This window comes from Kitasatospora sp. NPDC018058 (genome assembly GCF_044327205.1).
Lineage (GTDB): Bacteria > Actinomycetota > Actinomycetes > Streptomycetales > Streptomycetaceae > Kitasatospora.
The window spans coordinates 35,840-56,018 of sequence record NZ_JBIRFA010000002.1 but is presented as its reverse complement, the minus strand read 5'-3'; the positions used below and the strand labels follow the sequence as shown (position 1 = coordinate 56,018).

At 71.2% G+C, this 20,179-nt stretch carries 17 protein-coding genes; 7 read left to right on the top strand and 10 right to left on the bottom strand.

Annotation, left to right across the window (positions count from 1 at the left end; genetic code table 11):
• Window positions 1-43: 43 nt before the first annotated feature.
• From ACH4E7_RS02775 to ACH4E7_RS02755, 5 genes are all read left to right on the top strand, one after another.
• A complete protein-coding gene (locus ACH4E7_RS02775) occupies window positions 44-1,345 on the top strand; it encodes an amidase (protein WP_396247200.1) in 1,302 nt (433 codons plus the stop codon).
• A 122-nt stretch (window positions 1,346-1,467) separates the two neighbouring features.
• Entirely contained in the window at window positions 1,468-2,079 is a 612-nt protein-coding gene (locus ACH4E7_RS02770) for a TIGR03086 family metal-binding protein (RefSeq protein ID WP_396247199.1), read from the top strand.
• A 316-nt stretch (window positions 2,080-2,395) separates the two neighbouring features.
• Entirely contained in the window at window positions 2,396-3,217 is an 822-nt protein-coding gene (locus tag ACH4E7_RS02765) for an integrase (RefSeq protein ID WP_396247198.1), read from the top strand.
• Between the two features lie 670 nt (window positions 3,218-3,887).
• Complete coding sequence (locus tag ACH4E7_RS02760; RefSeq protein ID WP_396247197.1) at window positions 3,888-4,697, top strand: hypothetical protein; 810 nt, start codon at window positions 3,888-3,890, stop codon at window positions 4,695-4,697.
• Window positions 4,694-5,215, top strand: a complete 522-nt coding sequence (locus ACH4E7_RS02755) for a hypothetical protein (RefSeq protein WP_396247196.1) — start codon at window positions 4,694-4,696, stop codon at window positions 5,213-5,215. The genes ACH4E7_RS02760 and ACH4E7_RS02755 overlap by 4 nt, the downstream gene beginning before the upstream one ends.
• 388 nt (window positions 5,216-5,603) lie before the next feature.
• Here ACH4E7_RS02755 and ACH4E7_RS02750 read toward each other — a convergent pair whose 3' ends face one another.
• The 5 genes from ACH4E7_RS02750 to ACH4E7_RS02730 form a co-directional block, all read right to left on the bottom strand.
• Window positions 5,604-6,857, bottom strand: a complete 1,254-nt coding sequence (locus ACH4E7_RS02750; RefSeq protein WP_396247195.1) for an ABC transporter permease — start codon at window positions 6,855-6,857, stop codon at window positions 5,604-5,606.
• Window positions 6,854-7,594 (bottom strand): ABC transporter ATP-binding protein, encoded by a 741-nt coding sequence (locus ACH4E7_RS02745; RefSeq protein ID WP_396247194.1) that lies wholly within the window; start codon window positions 7,592-7,594, stop codon window positions 6,854-6,856. Before ACH4E7_RS02745 ends, ACH4E7_RS02750 begins: the two co-directional genes overlap by 4 nt.
• Window positions 7,591-9,213, bottom strand: coding sequence for a peptidoglycan-binding protein (locus ACH4E7_RS02740; RefSeq protein ID WP_396247193.1), 1,623 nt, complete (start codon window positions 9,211-9,213; stop codon window positions 7,591-7,593). The genes ACH4E7_RS02745 and ACH4E7_RS02740 overlap by 4 nt, the downstream gene beginning before the upstream one ends.
• Window positions 9,214-9,542: 329 nt before the next feature.
• Window positions 9,543-10,505, bottom strand: coding sequence for a pirin family protein (locus tag ACH4E7_RS02735; RefSeq protein WP_396247192.1), 963 nt, complete (start codon window positions 10,503-10,505; stop codon window positions 9,543-9,545).
• A 166-nt stretch (window positions 10,506-10,671) separates the two neighbouring features.
• Window positions 10,672-11,175 carry an SseB family protein gene (locus tag ACH4E7_RS02730; protein WP_380609006.1) on the bottom strand — a complete coding sequence of 168 codons (504 nt, stop codon included), beginning with the start codon at window positions 11,173-11,175 and terminating at the stop codon, window positions 10,672-10,674.
• A gap of 215 nt (window positions 11,176-11,390) precedes the next feature.
• Between ACH4E7_RS02730 and ACH4E7_RS02725 the strand changes: the two genes are divergently transcribed.
• Entirely contained in the window at window positions 11,391-13,220 is a 1,830-nt protein-coding gene (locus ACH4E7_RS02725) for an acyl-CoA dehydrogenase (RefSeq protein ID WP_396247191.1), read from the top strand.
• Between the two features lie 794 nt (window positions 13,221-14,014).
• Window positions 14,015-15,328, top strand: a complete 1,314-nt coding sequence (locus ACH4E7_RS02720) for a M18 family aminopeptidase (RefSeq protein WP_396247190.1) — start codon at window positions 14,015-14,017, stop codon at window positions 15,326-15,328.
• 102 nt (window positions 15,329-15,430) lie between these two features.
• Here the strand turns inward: ACH4E7_RS02720 and ACH4E7_RS02715 are convergent, their stop codons facing one another.
• The 5 genes from ACH4E7_RS02715 to ACH4E7_RS02695 all read right to left on the bottom strand — a co-directional run bounded on the left by ACH4E7_RS02715 (window position 15,431) and on the right by ACH4E7_RS02695 (window position 20,117).
• Window positions 15,431-17,245, bottom strand: coding sequence for an NHL domain-containing thioredoxin family protein (locus ACH4E7_RS02715; RefSeq protein ID WP_396247189.1), 1,815 nt, complete (start codon window positions 17,243-17,245; stop codon window positions 15,431-15,433).
• Window positions 17,246-17,393: 148 nt separating this feature from the next.
• A complete protein-coding gene (locus ACH4E7_RS02710) occupies window positions 17,394-17,621 on the bottom strand; it encodes a hypothetical protein (protein ID WP_396247188.1) in 228 nt (75 codons plus the stop codon).
• 34 nt (window positions 17,622-17,655) lie between these two features.
• The gene (locus ACH4E7_RS02705) at window positions 17,656-18,162 is read right to left on the bottom strand and encodes a glycine-rich domain-containing protein (protein WP_396247187.1); all 507 of its coding nucleotides are present in this window, start codon (window positions 18,160-18,162) and stop codon (window positions 17,656-17,658) included.
• A 781-nt stretch (window positions 18,163-18,943) separates the two neighbouring features.
• The gene (locus tag ACH4E7_RS02700; protein ID WP_396247186.1) at window positions 18,944-19,414 is read right to left on the bottom strand and encodes a hypothetical protein; all 471 of its coding nucleotides are present in this window, start codon (window positions 19,412-19,414) and stop codon (window positions 18,944-18,946) included.
• 169 nt (window positions 19,415-19,583) lie between these two features.
• Window positions 19,584-20,117, bottom strand: coding sequence for a GNAT family N-acetyltransferase (locus tag ACH4E7_RS02695; protein ID WP_396247185.1), 534 nt, complete (start codon window positions 20,115-20,117; stop codon window positions 19,584-19,586).
• Window positions 20,118-20,179 lie beyond the last annotated feature (62 nt).

Below are 20,179 nucleotides of genomic sequence, written 5' to 3'. Positions count from 1 at the left end.
CCGTGACGCCGGCGTCGCTGTGGTCGGCGCTACCGTGATCGGCATGGAGGAATCTTTCGTCCGGCCGCGGTCGTTGACCGGTGCGGCCGCCGGACTGAGGTCCGGTGCGCCGGGCCTGACCGAGCACGTGGACCGTCTCTGCGCGCTGGTCGAGCGGGTGGACCCGCTGATCCAAGCCTTCGTGCCGGAGCCCGGGCGGCACGGCCGACTGCGGGCGCGGGCGCGGGAGTTGGCGGCGCGGTACCCGGAGCCGGCCGGGCGGCCGCCGCTGTACGGGGTGGCGGTGGGGGTCAAGGACATCGTGCACGTGGACGGACTGCCGACGCACGGTGGTTCGGCGTTGCCGCCGGGGGTGTTGGCGGGTCCGCAGGCCGTGGTGGTGGACCGGCTGCTGGCGGCGGGGGCGATGGTCGCGGGCAAGACGGTGACCGCCGAGTTCGCGGCGAGCGCCCCGGGCCCGACCCGCAATCCGCACCATCCGGGGCACACCCCGGGCGGGTCCAGCAGCGGTTCGGCGGCGGCGGTCGCGGCGGGGCTGGTGCCGCTGGCGATCGGCACTCAGACGGTCGGTTCGGTGATCCGCCCGGCCGCGTACTGCGGGGTGGTGGGTTTCCGGCCGACGTACGGGCGGATCCCGATCGCGGGCGTGATCCCGAACGCGCCGAGCTTCGACACCCTGGGCGTGTTCACCGCCGACCTGGCGGGTGCGGCGCTGGCGGCCTCGCTGCTCTGCGACGACTGGCGGACCGGAGCCACCACGGACCCGCCCGTGCTCGGCGTGCCGGACGGCTCGTACCTGGAGCGGGCCGAACCGGCCGCGCTGCGGGCCTTCGAGGGGTGGGTGGAGCGGCTGGAGCGGGCCGGGTTGACGGTGCGTCGGGTGCCGCTGTTCCCGGACTTCGCCGAGGTCACCCGGCAGTTGCAGAACGTCAACCGTTTCGAGCTGGCCCGCAGCCACGCCGACTGGTTCGCCCGGTTCGGCGGCCTGTACCGGCCGGAGACGGTGGCGAGCATCCGGGTCGGCCAGGGCGTCGCGGCCGAGGACCGGGCGGCAGCGCTGCAGTTCCGGCAGCGGTTGCGCGAGCAGGTGGCGGCGGCGACCGCCGAGGCCGGGGTGGACCTGTGGCTGGCGCCCTCGGCGACCGGCGGTGCGCCGGAGGGCCTGCACAGCACCGGGGACGCGGTGATGTCGCTGCCGTGGAGCTTCCTCGGCCTACCCGCGCTGAGCCTGCCTGCCGGCCGGACTGCGGCCGGGCTGCCACTCGGCCTCCAGGTGATCGGCGCGGCGGGCGGCGACGAGCGGCTGCTCGCCCAGGCCGCCGTACTGGAAGGGGTGTTGGGTTAGGGCGTATGGGGGAGCGACTCAATCCGGTGGCCACCCGGGGCTCGGCGGTGGATGATCGCGGAACCGACCATCGTTGATCAGGTGATCGGATTCATTGCCGCTTGCCTGGAGGCTGCTGTCGTATGAAGCTCGTGGTCGAACTGCACGCGCAAGCCATGGAGTTGGCCGTCGAGGTGGTGGACACCGTACGGCCGGATCAGCTGGACCTGCCCACCCCCTGCGCCGGTTGGACGCTGCGCCGGCTGCTGGAGCACTGCGTCGGCCAGCACCAGGGCTTCGCCGCGGCCGCCCGCGGCGCCGGGCCCGACCTCGCGCTGTTCGCGGACGCCCCGGTCGACGCGGACCCGGCGGGCGTCTTCCGCCGGACCGGTGCCGACCTCACCGCCGCCTTCCGGGAGGCGGCCGCCGCCGACCGGGCGCTGTGGCTGCCCGAGATCCGCGACGGCGGACCGTTCCCGCTCGCGCAGGCGGTGGGCTTCCACCTGCTCGACACCCTGGTGCACGGCTGGGACGTCGCCGCCGCGCTCGGCACCGCGGGCGCGCTGGTCGCGGCGGTGGAGCGCGACGACGCCCTGGCCGACGCGCTGTCGGCGGTGACCGAGGCCGTCCCGAACACGCCTGAGGCCCGGGCGCCCGGCCGGGCCTTCCGTCCGGGCCTCGAACCCGGCGGCGCCGGCCGGTTCGACCGGGCCCTCGCACTGCTCGGACGAGACCCTGCCTGGAAGGCCTCCTAGGCCTTCCGGTCCCGGGACTCGTCCGGGAAGCGCGGCCCGCCGATCAGGAAGAGCAGCGCCGAGGTCGGAAAGCCGAGCGAGGCGGCCGTCAACACGATGAACTGCCAGAACATCTTCCGCTCCTCGTCAGTCCCGGGCCGCCCGGACACCCGTAGGTGGTGCCAAACCCGACCGGCCCCGATTGGCCGAATCGTCCAGTCGCTATTCGACGGTATGGCCGAATTGCCCCGGCTGCCACCGGGCGGCGGGCACCGGCCCGCGCCACACCGGCGCATGGGTCTGGGCGCGGGCCGGGGGCGGCGTCCACACTGTCGGGATGCAGCTACAGCTCGCAGGGGAAGCACGGCGGCCTGACCGCGAGAGCGAGGACTTCGCGGCGGCCTCGCCGGAGGCGCTGGTCCTGCTGGACGGCGCGAGTTCGCCGACCGGTCTGGAGTCCGGGTGCCGGCACGGAACGGCCTGGTACGTCCGTCGGTTGGGGGTGCACCTGCTCGCCCGGCTCACCGACCGCGTGGACCGCTCGATCGCCGAGTGCCTGGCCGATGCCATCGTGGAGACGGCCGCGCTGCACGGCGGCCGCTGCGACCTCGCCCACCCCAACACCCCCGCCGCGGTGGTGGTCGCGGCCCGGCGGCACGGCGAGTCGCTGGAGTACCTGGTGCTCGGCGACTCGCTGCTGGTGCTGGAGTTCAAGGACGGCCCGCCGAAGGTGATCGGGGACAACCAGCGCTTCCCCGACGGGGAGGGGCTGCGCCGCCAGGTCTGGGCGACCGTCCCCGGCACGGCCGAGCGGGCCGCGCTGCACCTGGAGTACGCGCTGGCGCTGCGCGCCGCCCGCAACCGGGGCAACGGCCCGTGGATCGCCGCCGCCAGCCCGCGCGCGGCCGAGCATGCCGAGACCGGCTTCGTCCGGCTGGACCGGCTGCACGCGCTGGCCGCCCTCACCGACGGCGCCTCGCGCTACACCGAGCGTTTCGGGCTCGGCAGTTGGGGCGATGTGCTGCGGCTGCTCGCGGAGTCCGGCCCGGGCGAGCTGATCGCCCAGGTCCGCGAAGTGGAGCGGACGGACGCCGCCTGCGAGCGCTGGCCGCGCGGCAAGACCCACGACGACGCCTCGGCCCTCTACGCGCTGCTGTAGCCGGGCCCGGACTCTCGCTCGATCTCCCACTGCCGTCACCTTGAAACGCCGACGTCGGTAATGGGCCGTTCCGCGTCAGGCCTTTCCATGATCTGCAAGGTGCCCGGAGTGGCCGTTCTGCCAGTTCGTGCGCTCACTGCAGGTCTTCGTGCGGGGTGTTGAGCAGCGGACTTGATCAGTTTGATATGGATTCGGATCGCCTACGACCAATGTGATCTACGATCAACTTCGATCAGGTTGCATCTGTTGTCGAATGGGCGTCGAAATGTCGTTCGATAAAGGCTTGTTGACATTGCATGGTGCAACATCTCGCTTTACTTGATCTCGATCTGTTGCCATTCTCGCCGTAAACGGCAACCCCCGGTGGAACCACCTGGACCACTACCTGGCCGACGGCAGCTACTTCGGTGACGCATACAGCGCCCAGTATTACCTCTGGTGGGACGGCGCGGTCCCCGACTGCCGCTAGTCGGGAGAGAGTTGTCGTGGCCCCGCCTCTCCGGCGGGGCCACGGCGGTGCGAAGCTTGGCGTCGACAGGCGACGTCGGACCTGAAGGTGGCGTGTTGAATGCGGATGAACAGGGCCCGAGTGGTCATCGCTGTAGTGGCTTTAGCGGTTCTCACCGCAGGCTGCAGCAAAGACGCGAAGACGGGCGGTGATTCCGACATCGTGGGCGAACCAGTAGTCCCGCAGATCGGAGCGGACCCGGCAGACGGCTCGCCGGTAACCCATCCGCTGGACGGTTACTCGGTCGGGGCCGAGGAGTCCGCGCTGATCTTCCGGGCCATGGGCCAGGCCACCCGGACCTGCATGACCGCCAAGGGGTTCGACTACGACCCCGGGCCGGCGTCGACACCTCCCCCGCCGACTCCCATCGACACTTCGCTCCTGGGCCTGCTCTCCGTCTCCGCTGCGCAGCAGACCGGGTACCACCTGCCGCCCAGGCCAGGCGGCAATGGCACCTCCGGTACGGGGAATCCGCCCGGGCAGGGCCCCGAATACCAGAAGGCCCTGTTGGGGGATCGCGGGATCAAGGGCGGTGCCGCCGACTCCAAGGCAGACCGGGGCTGCATGGGAGAGTTCGAACGGCGGCTCCAGGCGGAGGGCATCAAGGACACCGCCTCGGACTTGGTGGGCACTCTCCGTGGCAAGGCGTACGACCACGCCGCCGTCGACAGCCGAGTCCGCGCCTCGCTCGCGAACTGGCAGAGCTGCATGGCCAAGCTGGGTTACAACTACGCGAATCCGGTACAGGCGAGTTCGGCGGCCTGGCCGGAACAGGTGTCACAGGAGGAACGGGACACGGCGGTCGCCGACATGAACTGCAAGGGGCAGGTGAAGATGCTGGCCACCTGGGACGCCGTGCTGACCGCCTACCAACAGCTGTACATCAGCAGGAACGAGCAGGCCCTCCAAGCAGTCAAGGAGACCTCCCAGCAGCGGATTGCCGCAGCCAAGAAGCTGTTGGGCCAGGCATGACGGCGGTGGCCGGCGGCCACCGCCGTGGTTGGCTCCTGCTGCTCGTCCTGGCCCTCCTCGCCGTCGTCGGATTCGTTGGCACGCTCGCTGCGAACCGGTCGAGTAGCGAGAGCGGTGAGGCATTCACAGGTGAACGACTGCGCGTCCAGCAGGACTACAGTGACTACTGGAAGGCGATGCTGGTGGCCAATGAGTCCGGTGACGGCTCGGCACTGGCCGACCACGCGGCGGGGGAGCAACTGGAGATCCTGCGTGCGAACCTAGGCGCCCTGACTGGCGCTGGGCTCGTGGCCAAGGGGTCGGTTGACCACCAGATCCGGAGCATCACGGTGGACGGGAAATTGGCAACTCTGGTGGACTGCGTCGACGTTGGCAAGTGGATCCAGTACGAGGCGCGGAGCGGAAGTGTTCACCCCGGCCAAATGACGGACCGTCCGAAACAACTGGCGAGTTACACCCTCGCGCCCAGGGGCGGCCGCTGGCTGGTGACGCGGAGCGAGGTCCTCTCGGATTGCTGAACGCCGCCCCGGGGCGACTCCCGTGGCACTGCAGTACCAGCTCGGCCGCGGCCGCCATGGACGCCCTCGGCCAGTGGGCGGGGTCCTTGGGGGTCGGGGCGTTGCTCGTTCACGAACCCCCAGGGGGCGCTCCGGAAAGCGGCGCCACCACTTGCCAACCGCTGCGCCCAGATGCCGAGCTCGGCGGCGACCTCCTCATACGTCCTTCCGTCCGGGCAGCCGAGCACGATCAGGCGCCGCTGAGACATGCCTGCGACGACGCCGCCCACCTCGACCAGCGGGCCAGCGTCTCCTGGTCGTCGTCGGTGAAGATCGACTCGCCATCGGCCGACCCGTGCGCGGCAGGGGAACAGGCCGCAGATGACAAGCAGATCTCCGGCTCAGGACACTAGGTGCTTCTGAGCGCCTGCAGCGGGTCGGTGCGGGCCGCTCGCAGGGCCGGGTAGAGGCCGGCCAGGAGACCGACGACCGAGCCGATCAGCGGGGCGGGCAGGGTGGTGGCCGGCTGCAGCACGGCGGTCCACTCGCGGGCGGCGGCCACCCCGACCACCGTCACCACGCCGAGCCCGGTGCCGATCAGGCCGCCCAGGGTGCCGAGCGCCGTCGACTCGGTCAGGAACTGGGCCGCGATGTGGCCGGTCCGGGCGCCCAGCGAGCGGCGCAGGCCGATTTCCGGGGTCCGCTCCAGTACGGCGACCAGGGTGGTGTTGGCGATCCCGACCGCGCCCACCAACAGGCAGATCCCGGCCAGCGCGAGGAACAGTCCGGTCAGGTCGGAGGTCACCGTGTCCTGGAGGCTGTGCGGGTCCGGCGGCGGGACGACGGTGAATGCGTTCGGGGCGTCCGGCCGCAGGGCGAGCGGGAGTTGGTCGGCCACCACGGTCGCGGCGCCGACCCGGGTGGCGACCAGGCCCTGGGCGCCGTGGTCCGGCTGCGGGGCCGGGTTGCCGTACTTCTCCAGCGCCGTACTGGCCGGGATCAGCATGCTCAGCAGGGCGCCCGGCTGGCGCTGGACGTCCGAGTAGATCCCGATGACCGTGTACGGGACGCGGTCGATGAAGACGGCCGGCTGGGCGTCCAGCCGGCTCACCCCGAGCCGCTTGGCGGCGGCCTCGCTGAGCAGGACCACCGGTTGTGCGGTCTTCTGGACGAAGTCGTCCAGGGTCACCCCGGCGGTCAGGGTCGGCTCCATCGCGGCGACCGCGCCCGGGGTGGCCGCGAGGACGGACAGTCCGGTGCCCTCGTCGGGGCCGTCCGGCCGGCGGGAGAGCGTCGGAGCGCCGGGCACCGGCCACCAGACGCCGCCGGCCCGTACGCCGTCGATCGCGGCGATCCGGCGGTCGGCGTCGGCCGGGAAGTTGCTCGGCGGGTTGGTGCCGGGGGCGAGACCGTCGGTGTTCGGCCGGTCGGTCATGGTGACGGTGGTGGCCTTGGTCAGGCTGAACCGCTCGCCGATCTGGCCGCTGGCGGTCGCGGTCAGGCCGAGCACGGCGACGAAGGCGCCGATGCCCAGCACGGTGCCGAGCATGGTCAGCACCGAGCGGCCGGGGCGCTGCAGGACGCCGGAGAGCGCCTCGGAGAGCAGGTCGCGGGGGCTGAGGCGGGAGGGCGGCTCGGGGAGCACGCTGCGGCGGCGGCTCACCGGGGGCCTCCTGCCGGTCGGACGGCTTCGACCTCGTTGAGCGCGCCGTCGCGGATGGTCACCCGGCGCTCGGCGCGGGCGGCCACGGACGGGTCGTGGGTGATCACCACCAGGGTGAAGCCCTGCGCGTGCAGGGCGTCGAACTGCGCCAGCACCGCCTCGGCGTTGGCCGAGTCCAGGTTGCCGGTCGGCTCGTCGCACAGCAGCAGGCTGGGCCGGTTCACCAGGGCCCGGGCGATCGCCACCCGCTGGCGCTCACCGCCGGACATGGTGCTCGGCAGCGCGTCCGTGCGGTGGCCGAGGCCGACCAGGTGCAGCGCCTCCAGGGCTGCGGCGTGGCGGGCGCGGCGCGGGGAGCGGTTGTAGACCTGGGCGAGGACGACGTTCTCCTCGGCGGTGCGGTGCGGGAGCAGGTGGAAGGACTGGAAGACGAAACCGATCCGGCGCCCGCGCAGGGTTGAGCGGTCCCGGTCGCGCAGACTGCCGGTGTCGATGCCGTCCAGTTCGTAGCGGCCGGTGGTGGGGGTGTCGAGCAGGCCGAGCAGGTGCAGCAGGGTGGACTTGCCGGAGCCGGAGGGGCCGGTGACGGCCAGGTACTCGCCGCGGCGGACGGTCAGGTCGGAGGGGTGGAGCGCGACCACGGGTGGGCGGCCGGGGTGGGTGCGGCCGATGCCGGCCAGGGCGATGACGGGCGGTTCGCCGGAGGGCTGTTCGGCGACGGACGGTTCGACGGTCACCGGCCGACCACCACCTGGTCGCCGACGCGCAGTTCGGCGCCCTCCGTCGGGGTGACGGCCACCATGCCGTCCGCGGAGACACCGGTGGTCACCGGGACGGTGGTGCGGTTCCCGGCGGCGTCCACCCTGGTGACGGAGGCCCGGCCGGCCGCGTTCGTGGAGATCGCAGCGACCGGGACGGCGGTGACGGGGGCGCCCGCCTTGTCCTTGAGGACGGTCAGGCGGACGTTCTTGCCGTTCAGCGCCGCCGGCAGTGGGGTGTTCGGGGTGATCGTGAGCGGTATATAGCTCTGGCCGCCGGGCTGACCACCCGACTGGTTGCCCGGCGCCCCGGCCGCCGGAGCGCCGGGCTGGCCGCCGGGGGCGCCGCCGCCGGACGCACCGCCGCCGGACGCACCGCCGAGGGTGATCACCTTGCCGGCCGGGGGAGCGGTGGTCGGGGCGCCGACCTCGGCGATGGTGCCGGGGATGGTGGTGTTGGTGTCCTCGGCGAGGATCTCGACGGCCATGCCCGGCTTGACACCCGCCGCCTGGGTGGGCGCCAGCTGCCCGGTGACGGCCAGGCCGCCGCTCGTGATCGACAGCAGGGTGCCGGAGACGGGCGAGCCGACCGCGCCGTTGACGGCGGTGACGGCGGCCGGGAGGGTCGGAACGAACAGGACGTGGGCGGCCGGGACCATCGGGCCGTTCACCGCCCGGGCCTTGGCCAGGGCCGCCTGGTCAGCGGTCAACTGCTTGCTGGCGTTGGCGAGTTGCCGGTCGAGATCGCCAGTCAAGGCCTGGCCCTGGGGCTGTGGCTGCCCCTGGCCCTGTAACTGCCCCTGGCCCTGCAACTGTCCCTGGCTTTGCGGCGGGGCTTGCTGGGGGGCCTGAGGCTGGTTCGCGGCGTTCTTCTTCTGCGCGGTGAGGTTCTCCACCGTCTGCCGGTCGCTGTCCACCGCCTTCTGCGCCGTGTCCACCGCCTGCTGGGTGGTGGCGCCGGTGGTCGGCACCGGGTATCCGAGCTTGCGGTAGAACGCCGTCACCGCCGCGGCCGTGCCCGTCCCGTACGAACCCGTCTCGTCGTTGCCGGTCGAGTACCCCAACCCGGCCAGGGCGGCCTGGAGTTCGGACACGTCGAGGCCGGTGCTGCCGGGCTTGAGGTCGCGGTAGGCGGGCACCGCGCCGGGCAGGGCGAACAGCGGCTGCCCGGACACCTCGGCGAGCAGCTGCCCGGCCGCGACGGTGTCCCCCGACTTCACCCCCAGCTTGGAGGCGAACAGCCCGGTCACCTCGGTCGAGACCGCAGCCGGGACCACGTTGTACTGCGCCGGCGGGTACACCACCGCGCGCACGGCTATCGAGGGCGTCAGCACCTGACTGACCACCGGCGCGGTCAGCAGGCTGTTCGGCGGCGGCGCCGTCTGCGCGGCCCGCTCGGCCGGGGATTTCACCAGCGTCGCCGCCCCCACCCCGCCCACCGCCACCAACCCGGCGCCCAGCGCCACCCCTAATAACGCCCGCCGCCGCCGCGCGGTACGGGACCCGGCGGACGGTGGCGGCTGTTCAACGGTCTCATCGGTCGTGCCGGTCGTTGTCAACAGTGCCTTCTCCTCGATGGTGCCCCTTGGGAAGAGCATGACCCATCGGATGTCGTTGGGACGTAAGGAGGTTGAAGGCGATCGGCCGTCATCCCCCGTGAGTCGGCGACGAATCGGCGGCGTTCCTGAGTCTGACGCCCGGTTGCTGCCGGTACTCGGCGACCTCCGCCGAATTGGCTTCCACGTAATGCCTAGCATAGGCGTTGTGGACCGCCACGATGACCCTTATCGGATTGTCAGTTGACTCCGCTGGTCAAATTCCTTTACCGGAACCAAAGCCTCGCGAAGAATTGGGAGGCGCACGACGATGCCTCTGCCGTCTACACACTTCTGTAGACGGCAGAGGCATCGTGGCGGACTGCCAGGGGCTACCGGGCGTCGGTGGGGATGGTGCCGAGGCGGCCGGCCTGGAAGTCCTCCATGGCCTGCTGGAGTTCGCGGTGGCTGTTCATCACGAACGGGCCGTACCAGGCGACGGGTTCGCGGATCGGCAGGCCGCCGAGGAGGACGACCTCGAAGTTGGCGCTGCGCGAGTCCGGCTGCTTCTCGTCGGCGCGGATGGTGAGGGAGTCGCCGTCGCCGAAGACGACGGCCTGGCCCATGTGGAACGGGCGGCGCTCCTGGCCGGCCGATCCCTTGCCGGCGAGGCCGTAGGCGAGGGCGTTGAAGTCGGAGCGCCAGGGCAGGGTGACCTGGGCGCCGGGGTTGAGGGTCGCGTGGATCATGGTGATCGGCGTGTGGGTGGCGCCGGGGCCCTGGTGGCCGTCGATCTCGCCGGCGATCACCCGGAGGAGCGCGCCGCCGTCCTCGGAGGTGAGCAGCTTGACGCTGCCGCCGCGGATGTCCTGGTACTTCGGGGCGATCATCTTGTCCGAGGCGGGCAGGTTGACCCACAGCTGGAGGCCGTGGAACAGGCCGCCGGACATCACCAGCGACTCCGGCGGGGTCTCGATGTGCAGCAGGCCGGAGCCGGCCGTCATCCACTGGGTGTCGCCGTCGGTGATGACACCACCGCCGCCGTGCGAGTCCTGGTGGACGAACGTTCCGTCGATGATGTAGGTGACCGTCTCGAAGCCGCGGTGCGGGTGCCAGGGGGTCCCCTTCGGCTCGCCGGCCGCATAATCCACCTCACCCATCTGGTCCATCATGATGAACGGGTCGAGGTACTTGGTGTTGATCTTGGCGAAGGCGCGGCGGACGGGGAAGCCCTCGCCCTCGTAGCCCTCGGGGGCGGTGGCCACGGTGAGGACGGGCCGGGCGCTCGCGACGGCCGGGTCCGGGGTGGTCACGCGCGGAAGCGTCAGCGGGTTGTCGACGGTCACGGCGGGCATGTCGGCCTCCTTCGGGGGGTGTCTCGCCTACGTGCACGAGATTAGTTCAATTCTCAACAATAGGCAAGTTGAAAATTGAACTATGTGTGGACGGAGGAGCGCGGGACTCCCCTTCCAGGGTGGGCGGCCGCCCGCGAGGCGGTGGCCGACGGCCGCGCCGCGGTCGTCAGCCGTACATCCGGCGCATGGTGAAGTCGACCATCTGCTCGACGGCCTTGGCGTCGAACACCATCCGGTGCTCGCCCTCCATGTCCAGCGCGAAGCCGTAGCCGGTCGGCAGCAGGTCCAGGACCTCGGCGCCGGTGACGGTGAAGTGCTTGGAGTCCTTGCCGGCGTAGCGGCGCAGCTCCTTGAGCGAGCTGAACATCGGGATCACCGGTGTCGGGGTGTTGTGCAGCGCCAGGAAGCCGGGGCGGTCGCCGCGCGGGCAGTGCACCTTCGAGGTGATGAAGATCGCCTGGAAGTCCTCGACCGCCATCGAGCCGGTGGTGAAGGCCCGGACGGCGTCCGCCAGCGACGGCGGGGAGGGCTCGGGGTACAGCGACTGCTGGGACGCCTGCCCCTGTGCGCCGTACGCGTCGGGTCCGGGCATGCCGTTCATGCCCGGCTGCGGACCCGCCTGCTGCTGGTAGGGGTCACCCGGGTATGCGTTCTGGTCATATCCGTACACACGGACAGGCTAGCGGGAGCGCACCCGCCCGCGCTGGCGTCGATCCTGACAAGGAGTGGTCGCCCTGGCTGTGGGACGTGACCACGTTCATAGGCGATTCACCGCCAGGGGCTTGCCCAAGTTACCGCTGGGTAGCATCATGATGCCTACTGGTGGGTACGGGGCGCCCGAAAAGCGGCGGTCACCCGGAAGCGACGAACCGGAGAAAACAGGCCATGGGTCACTACAAGTCCAACCTGCGGGACGTGGAGTTCAACCTCTTCGAGGTGTTCGGTCGCGACCAGGTGTACGGCACCGGACCGTTCGCCGACATGGACGTCGAGACCGCGAAGAACATCCTGAGCGAGATCTCGCGCCTCGCCGAGAACGACCTCGCCGCGTCCTTCACCGACACCGACCGCAACCCGCCGGTCTTCGACCCGGAGACCAACACCGCCCCGATCCCGGCCACGTTCAAGAAGAGCTACCAGACCTTCATGGACGCCGAGTGGTGGCGCCTGGGCATCCCGGAGTCGATCGGTGGCCAGGTCACCCCGAACTCGCTGATCTGGGCCTTCGCCGAGCAGATCCTGGGCTCGAACCCGGCCATCTGGATGTACTCCTCCGGCCCGGCCTTCGCCGGCGTCATCGCCGAGGAGGGCACCGAGGAGCAGCTCGAGGTCGCCAAGCGGATGACCGACCGCCTGTGGGGCTCCACCATGGTCCTCACCGAGCCCGACGCGGGCTCCGACGTGGGCGCCGGCCGCACCAAGGCGATCAAGCAGGAGGACGGCTCCTGGCACATCGAGGGTGTGAAGCGCTTCATCACCTCGGGCGAGCACGACATGTCCGAGAACATCATCCACATGGTGCTGGCCCGCCCCGAGGGCGGTAAGCCGGGCACCAAGGGCCTGGGCCTGTTCATCGTCCCGAAGTACGACTTCGACTGGGAGACCGGCGAGCTCGGCGAGCGCAACGGCGTCTACGCCACCAACGTCGAGCACAAGATGGGCCTCAAGGCCTCGAACACCTGCGAGATGACCTTCGGTGCCAAGCACCCGGCCAAGGGCTGGCTGCTCGGCGAGAAGGTCGACGGCATCCGCCAGATGTTCAAGATCATCGAGTTCGCCCGCATGATGGTCGGCACGAAGGCCATCGCCACCCTCTCCACCGGCTACCTGAACGCCCTGGAGTACGCCAAGGAGCGCGTGCAGGGTGCCGACATCTCGCAGTTCCTGGACAAGACCGCCCCGCGCGTCACCATCACCCACCACCCGGACGTGCGCCGCTCGCTGCTGACCCAGAAGGCCTACGCCGAGGGCATGCGCGCGCTGGTCCTGTTCACCGCGTCCACCCAGGACGACATGATGGCCGCCAAGCTGCGCGGTGAGCGCGACGAGGCCGCCGAGCGCCTCAACGACCTGCTCCTGCCGATCGTCAAGGGCTACGGCTCGGAGAAGTCCTACGAGCAGCTCGCCCAGTCCCTGCAGACCTTCGGTGGCTCCGGCTACCTGCAGGAGTACCCGATCGAGCAGTACATCCGCGACGCCAAGATCGACACCCTGTACGAGGGCACCACGGCGATCCAGGGCCAGGACTTCTTCTTCCGGAAGATCGTCAAGGACGGCGGCCAGGCGCTGACCGCCCTGAACGAGCAGATCCAGAAGTTCCTCGGCTCGGAGGAGGGCGGCGACGCCCTGGCAGCCGAGCGCAAGCTGCTCGCCACGGCCGCCGGTGACCTGGAGGCCATCATCGGCAAGCTGCTCGCCGACCTCTCCTCGGTCGAGCAGGACGTCAAGAACATGTACAAGGTGGGCCTCAACACCACCCGCCTGCTGATGGTCTCCGGCGACGTCGTGGTCGGCTGGCTGCTGCTGCGCCAGGCCGCGGTGGCCCTGGCCAAGCTGGAGGCCGGCGCCCCCGAGAAGGACGTGCCGTTCTACCAGGGCAAGGTCGCGGCGGCCCGCTTCTTCGCCAAGAACATCCTCCCGACCGTCGCTCCGCAGCGGGCGATCGCCGAGGGCATCGACAACGAGATCATGGAGCTGGCGGAGGAGGCCTTCTAAGGCCCGGCATCCACCTGTCGCCCGCCACCACCCTTCTTGGGACGCGCTGCGCGCGGCACCTCCTTGACCGCCTGACGAAAACCCTCACACCGAAGGGCCCGGCTGCCACCGGGCCCTTCGGTGTTCCGCGTTCGTTCGTCCCGCCGCCACCCCCGCCCGGTCCCGGGCCACGCGGCGGCGGAGGGTGCTGCTGGGAGTGGCGCTGGCCGCCGCACTGGTGGCGGTGGGCGGGGTGGGGGCGGCGACGCCGCGTCGGCCGCGCCCGGCATGGCGGGGCCGACGGGTGCGAACGCGTCGGACGGTTCGCACGGGACGGATCCTCTCCCGGGAGGTCCCGGAGGGCCAGGAATTTGGACTGGAACGTCGTTGTGAAATCGGCGAGTTGGCATAAGGCGTCTTACGTTTCGAGACGGCTGGATCGCTATGTGCTCAATCGGAGTCGATGCCGTGGTGGTGCGCGCCACACGGATGTCGGGTATCCGATCGAATGCCAGTGGTGAGCTCCGGACTCGGATCGGCTCGGGGTGGGGATGGAATCGCGCTCGGAGCTGCCGGTGAGGGAGTCGGTGCAGCGGCTGGAGGCACCGGAGGCGGGCTGAGCCGAGGGCGGGGACGGCCGTACCCGAACCACAGGAACTCTCCGGGCGGGCGGAGTTCGGCGCGGGGCGGTCCGCGAGTGTCCGGGTTCCGCATGGACGAGAGCTTCTGAATGCCATGTCCGTGTACGGGCATATGCTCAAGGAACGAAGCCGACTCCCCATCCGGCTTCGGCCCTCCCTCGACCCAGGAGCAGTATGTCGACCGCCGCCCGCCGGGCATTTTTCGACCGGACGCACACCGACGACCTGATCGCGTTCCTCGGCACCTCGCCGTCCCCGTACCACGCGGTCGCGAGCGCCGCCGAGCGCCTGGAGAAGGCGGGATTCCGTCAGGTCGCCGAGACGGACGCCTGGGACGGGGCGGCCGGAGGGCGCTACCTGATCCGCGGCGGCGCGCTGATCGCCTGGTACCTGCCGGAAGGGGCCGGCCCGGAGACGCCGTTCCGCATCGTCGGCACTCACACCGACTCGCCCAACCTGCGGGTCAAGCCGCTGCCGGACACCGGTTCGGCCGGCTGGCGGCAGGTCGCGGTGGAGATCTACGGCGGGGTGCCGCTGAACACCTGGCTCGACCGCGACCTCGGGCTGTCCGGCAGACTCGCGCTCAAGGACGGTAGTGCGCGGCTCGTCCAACTGGACGAGCCGCTGTTGCGCGTGCCGCAGCTCGCCATCCACCTGGACCGCCAGGTCAACGACGGCATGAAGCTCGACCGGCAGCGCCACGTCACCCCGATCTGGGGCCTCGGCCCGGTGGACGAGGGTTCGCTGATCTCCTACGTCGCCGAGCGGGCCGGTCTGGCCGTCGAGGACGTGGTCGGCTGGGACCTGATGACCCACGACGTCCAGCCCGCCTCCTACCTGGGCCGCGACCGCGAGCTGCTGGCCGCCCCGCGACTGGACAACCTGCTGTCGGTGCACGCGGCCACCGCCGCGCTCGCCGCCGTGGCGACCGCCGCGGCCGAAGGCGCCGTCGAGCTGCCGTACATCCCGGTGCTGGCCGCCTTCGACCACGAGGAGACCGGCAGCGAGTCCGACACCGGTGCGCAGAGCCCGATGCTCGGCAATGTGATCGACCGGACGATCCACGCCCGCGGCGGAAACCCGGAGGACCGCGCCCGGGCGCTGGCCGGCACCGTCTGCCTCTCCTCGGACATGGGCCACGCCGTCCACCCGAACTACACCGAGCGGCACGAGCCGGGCCACCACCCGATGCCGAACGGCGGGCCGATCCTCAAGGTCAACGTCAACAACCGCTACGCGACCGACGGCGTCGGCCGGGCGGTGTTCGCCGCGGCCTGCGAGAAGGCCGGCGTGCCGTGGCAGACCTTCGTGTCCAACAACGCCATGCCCTGCGGGACGACCATCGGCCCGATCACGGCGGCGCGGCTGGGCATCAAGACGGTGGACTGCGGCATCGCGGCGCTGTCCATGCACTCGGCGCGCGAGCTGTGCGGGGCGGAGGACCCGTACCTGCTGGCGAGCGCGATCAAGGCGTTCCTGGAGGGCTGAGCCCCCTGGTGAAGCGGCGGGGCCCGGCGGACGTGATGTCCGCCTGGCCCCGCCGCTTTCGGCTGCCGCCGCTTCCGGTTGCCCGGTTGCTCCGCTGCCCGGTTACTCCATCCCGGCCAGGACCAGCGGGAGGCGGCGGGCGCCGTCGGCGACCAGCTTCACCGGCACGCCCCAGTCCTGCTGGTGCACGTGGCAGGCCGGGTACTCGATCTCCGGGTCGTCGTCGCAGGAGGCCGCCATCGCCGAGACGTGCAGGACGCCCTCGGTGACCTGGTCGGAGAGCACCAGCTCACGGGAGAGGGCGGAGTCCGCGCCCGCGCCGGAGACCAGCAGCTCGGGCGGGGTGGAGCTGACCAGCAGGCGGGTGGACGGGCCGTAGCGCTCGTCCAGCTTCTGACCGCTCGGCGCCTCGAAGACCACGTCCAGTTGGAAGGCGCCGGGGGCGACCTCGGTGGCCGCGCGCCGGGTGCGGTGCGCCACCGACTCGACCTGGACGGCCTCCTCGGGCAGCCGCAGCCGGGTCAGCCGGTGCCGGGCCGACTCGACGACCACGATGTCGCCGTCCACCAGCACCGCGCCGGAGGGCTCGCGCAGGTCGGTGGCCAGGGTGGTGACCTCGCCGCTTGCCGGGTCGAAGCGGCGCAGTGCGTGGTTGTAGGTGTCGGCGACGGCCACCGAGCCGTCCGGCAGCACGGTGACGCCCAGCGGGTGCTGGAACAGGGCCTGGTCGGCCGCGCCGTCGCGGTGCCCGAAGTCGAACAGGCCGGTGCCGACGGCGGTTTGGACCGTCTTCGTTCCACGTGAAACGAACCGCAGCGCCGAGGTCTCGGAGTCGGCGACCCAGAGCCTCTCGCCGTCCGCGGAGACCGCCAGCCCGGACGGCTGGGCGAACCAGGCCTCGGCGACGGGGCCGTCCACCAGGCCCTCGTTGGTGGTGCCGGCCGCAACGCCGACGGTGCCGGCGGCCGGGTCGTACGCCCACAGCTGGTGCACGCCGGCCATCGCGATCCACACCCGGCCGTCGAACCAGGCGACGTCCCACGGTGAGGAGAGGTCCACCTCGCGGGCCGGGCCCTCGGTGGCCGAGCCCTGCCACCACTGGCGGCCGGTGCCGGCCAGGGTGGTGACGCTCCCGTCGGCCAGCCGGACGCCGCGCAGTGCGTGGTTGACGGTGTCGGCGACGATCACGTCGTAGTCGGAACCCTCCGGAAGCAGCGCGAGGCCCTGCGGCTCGCTGAACCGGGGGCTGGTGCCGTCCACCAGGCCGCGCTGGCCGTCACCGATCCGGCGCACCACCGTCTCGCCGTCCTCGGCCAGCTCCACCAGGCTGTGGTGGCCGGAGTCGGCGACCAGGAAGTTGCCGCTCGGCAGTCGGACCGCCTTGCCGGGGAACGTGAGGTCCCCGGCGGTCGGCTCGGGCGCCACGTACGGGCCGTCGCCGCGGCGCAGCGTGCCCTTGGCGGCGTGCTCGGCCTCCAGCTCCTCGACCAGCCGGGCGATCGCGTGGGCGTGCCCCTCACCGGCGTGCTGGGCGACCACGTACCCCTCCGGGTCGATCACCACCAGCGTCGGCCAGGCCCGGACGGCGTACTGCTTCCAGGTCGCCAGCGCCGGGTCGTCCAGCACCGGGTGGTGCACCTCGTACCGGGCCACCGCGTCCACCACGGCCTGGTGGTCGGCCTCGTGCACGAACTTCGGCGAGTGCACTCCGACGATCACCACGGTGTCGCGGTGCTTCTCCTCCACCTCCCGCAGCTCGTCCAGGACGTGCAGACAGTTGATGCAGCAGAAGGTCCAGAAGTCTAGTACCAAAATGCGACCTCGGAAGTCTGCCAACGACAGATCCTTGCCACCGGTGTTGAGCCATCCACCTGCGCCGACCAGCTCGGGGGCGCGTACACGTGCACGAGAAGCCATGCCTCAATCAAACCTCACGGGCGGTGTTCGCATTCCGGTGCGTGCCGAGACGGGAGGTCGTAGGTGCTGCCGCAGGTCAAGAGGCGTAGAAGAAGCCCCGTCCGTGCGCCGGGGGGCGCGCACGGACGGGGCCGGTTCGAGCCGTTACTCAGCGTGGGACGGGAACAACGAATCCTCGCGTCGGACCGGCATCACGTGAGCGGCCTGCGATCACCGCTCGCACCTCATCGGTGATGTCCTGCCGAGTGGCAGGGTCGGCGCTGTCGTACACCCGCCATTGCCCGTCCGGGTTGTCCAGCTGCTCGGGGGAGACGATCCCCCGGATGCCAAGGCGGCGAAGCGTGCTGGCCAACTGCTGGGCTTCGTTCTCGTCCATGGATCCCGCCCTTTCGCGTTCGGTGGGGCTCAGGTTAGTGGGCTTCGCCGCCCCCGCCACCACCTCCGCCATTGCAGTGCGACGCGCATGCGCCGGGGTTGATGGGTCCGCACCCGCCGGGCGCGGGAGTGTGGGAGCAGTTCGCGGCCACGGCCACCAGTGCGCGGGTCGGGCCCGTCCACAATTCGTAGTCGGGGGTGTACCCGGCCTCCTCGATGAGAGCGGCGGTTCGGGCGAGCACGTCCGGGTCATGCCGCGTCGGGTCGGGGCGCTCGGGGTAGTGGTGGACGAATCCGCCGAGCCGGTCGCACAGTCCGGCGTACGGGCGGGTGTGCAGGATGAGGGCGTGCCACCCCTCGTCAACCTGCTTGGACGGGGTGATGCTCACGGTGGGGAACGTGGCGGCAGCCGCCACGAACTTCAGCGCTTCGGTAACCAGGCGTTCGGCGTGGCTGGCAGCCATACCGGGGTCGTTGTCGATCACCGTTGCGGTGACACCCTCGAAGCACTCGGGGGTGAGTAGGGCGCGTACGTCGTGCATCTGTTCTCCCTTTCTCGAAGGGTGGTCGGCAGCCTTGTCGACCGAAACCCGACCCGTGACGGCCGGGAGCTTGTTGGGGTGCGCCTACTGATCCACCGACGTAGCCGGCTCGAACGGAAGTCTCGGCGGTCGCCCCGGACGGTTGCGTTCGTACTCGTTCTCGATGTGCTTCGGGCCAGCGCAGCGGATCGTCATGTAGACCGGCTTCCGGCCGTCGAAGCGCCGAATCAGAACCGCCGTGCACCGGACATCACCGGTCGTGGGGTCGGCGAGCTGATCCCGGCCAAGCACGGTCCACGTGCGTCTCTGGCCGTCTTTGAACTGTCCTTGCAAGGCAGGCAGTTTCAGACGCTCCACGCACTTGTCACGCTGAGGGCACCCGCAGCGCCCGGTGTTGGCCACTGTCAGGAGTCCCATCAAATCCCCCAGCGGGAGAGCCAGTTGACCCGTTCGAGGTCTCGGCGCAGACGGGCCATAGTCGGCGATTCCGGGACGGGCTCCAAGGGCGGCAGCTCATCGCCGTCCTGGTCGTCCTGAACGGTGTACGGCCCCGGGCCGCCCAAGAAGTGCGTCCAGCTTGCGGGAAGGCGCTCCCGTCCACTCATTCGAGTTCCCGGCGTACCACGTGCAGGCCGTCTCGGGAGAGCACCGGGACTGGGGGCGCTGTGGTGCGGCCCAAGAGGGCGGGCACGGGCTGAGTTGATAATCCGAGTTGAGCACACGGGCTGATCGCCTTAAGTCCTAAATCTCATGCTCCTAGCGGCACTTGCTCTGCGCCGGCCTAAGCTGTGAGGTACCCAACTCGACTTAGCGCAACGGATGCTGACGCTGGTCTGCCAGCGGGCCACTGGCGGGTGGTCCGGGAGGGGTCGGCGGGGGCGGGGTGCAGGTTGGGGGTGAGGCCGGCCGGGAGGGTCGGCGTGGTGGGGGTCTCGGCGGCCCAGCGGACGTCCAGGAGGACGTCCGTGGGGAGTGCCGGGCCGAAGACGGCGCGGGCGGAGGTCCAGTAGCCGGCTGGGTCGTCGATGTCGAAGGCGCTCTCCACCAGGCCGTGGCGGCGCAGCCGGGCGACGGCCGCGCCGCAGTGGGCGCGGAGCACGGCGAAGGTGTCCTCGGGGTACGGCGGGCGTTCGGCGGGGGTGAGGTGGAGCCAGTGGTCGTAGGGGCGTTCCGCGAACCGGTCCGGTGTGCCGCCGGGGGCGGGGGACGGCCCGATGCGGTCGGTGGGGTCGGCGGAGATGCGGACCCACATGGTGCTGCCGCCGTCGGGGGCGGTGGCCCGGCCCCAGGCCCGCGACTGCGCTTCGTAGGTGATGTCGAGCAGCCGGGCCAGCTCCTCGGCGGCGGGTGCGAGGCCCTCGGGCCAGCGCAGGTGAAGGCCGGCGTCCTCGGGCCTTCCGGGTGGCGGTGGGGCTCGGATGCTACGGCTGCGGAAGATCGGCCTGCCAGCGGATTTCGCCGTCCTGGGTGTGAGGGGTGGGGCGTAGGCCGAGGGCGCGGGCGATGCGGGCCGAGGCGTGGTGGTCGGGGTGGATGTGGGCGACGACGGTGGTGGTGCCGGCGGCGGTGAGGTGGGTGAGGAGGGTGCGGGCGGCTTCGGTGGCGAGGCCGCGGCCCTGCCAGGGGGTGCCGACCACCCAGGCGAGTTCGACTTCAAAGGCTTCGGAGGCTTCGGAGGCTTCGGAGCGGACGGTGGCCTGGACGTAGCCGGTCAGGGCGCTGTCGGCGCGCAGTCGCAGAACCCAGTTGCCCCAGACCTCGGCGGGGTCGGGGGAGCCGGCGGCCAGGCGGGCGCAGCGGGCGCGCATCTCCTCGGGGGTGGCCGGGCGGCCGCCGGTGAAGGTGTGCAGGGCGGGGTCGGCGAGGGCGGCGGTCAGTTCGTCGGCGTGTTCGGAGGCGAGCGGCAGCAGGTCGAGGCGCTCGCTGCGCAGCGGGGTGTCGAGGTCGGGTCGCATGACGGTATTGAACGCGGCCGCGCGGCGGTGCTTCGTGCCGGGTGGGGGGTCGGGTCGAATGG

Bases quoted from the DNA above. Each gene is read 5' to 3' on its own strand.
- ACH4E7_RS02700 (WP_396247186.1), bottom strand. From the start codon at position 19,414: ATGTGGGTCCGCATCTCCGCCGACCCCACCGACCGCATCGGGCCGTCC.
- ACH4E7_RS02735 (WP_396247192.1), bottom strand. From the start codon at position 10,505: ATGCCCGCCGTGACCGTCGACAACCCGCTGACGCTTCCGCGCGTGACC.
- ACH4E7_RS02725 (WP_396247191.1), top strand. From the start codon at position 11,391: ATGGGTCACTACAAGTCCAACCTGCGGGACGTGGAGTTCAACCTCTTC.
- ACH4E7_RS02755 (WP_396247196.1), top strand. From the start codon at position 4,694: ATGACGGCGGTGGCCGGCGGCCACCGCCGTGGTTGGCTCCTGCTGCTC.
- ACH4E7_RS02770 (WP_396247199.1), top strand. From the start codon at position 1,468: ATGAAGCTCGTGGTCGAACTGCACGCGCAAGCCATGGAGTTGGCCGTC.
- ACH4E7_RS02775 (WP_396247200.1), top strand. From the start codon at position 44: ATGGAGGAATCTTTCGTCCGGCCGCGGTCGTTGACCGGTGCGGCCGCC.
- ACH4E7_RS02705 (WP_396247187.1), bottom strand. From the start codon at position 18,162: ATGCACGACGTACGCGCCCTACTCACCCCCGAGTGCTTCGAGGGTGTC.
- ACH4E7_RS02715 (WP_396247189.1), bottom strand. From the start codon at position 17,245: ATGGCTTCTCGTGCACGTGTACGCGCCCCCGAGCTGGTCGGCGCAGGT.
- ACH4E7_RS02695 (WP_396247185.1), bottom strand. From the start codon at position 20,117: ATGCGACCCGACCTCGACACCCCGCTGCGCAGCGAGCGCCTCGACCTG.
- ACH4E7_RS02720 (WP_396247190.1), top strand. From the start codon at position 14,015: ATGTCGACCGCCGCCCGCCGGGCATTTTTCGACCGGACGCACACCGAC.
- ACH4E7_RS02710 (WP_396247188.1), bottom strand. From the start codon at position 17,621: ATGGACGAGAACGAAGCCCAGCAGTTGGCCAGCACGCTTCGCCGCCTT.
- ACH4E7_RS02765 (WP_396247198.1), top strand. From the start codon at position 2,396: ATGCAGCTACAGCTCGCAGGGGAAGCACGGCGGCCTGACCGCGAGAGC.
- ACH4E7_RS02740 (WP_396247193.1), bottom strand. From the start codon at position 9,213: ATGCTCTTCCCAAGGGGCACCATCGAGGAGAAGGCACTGTTGACAACG.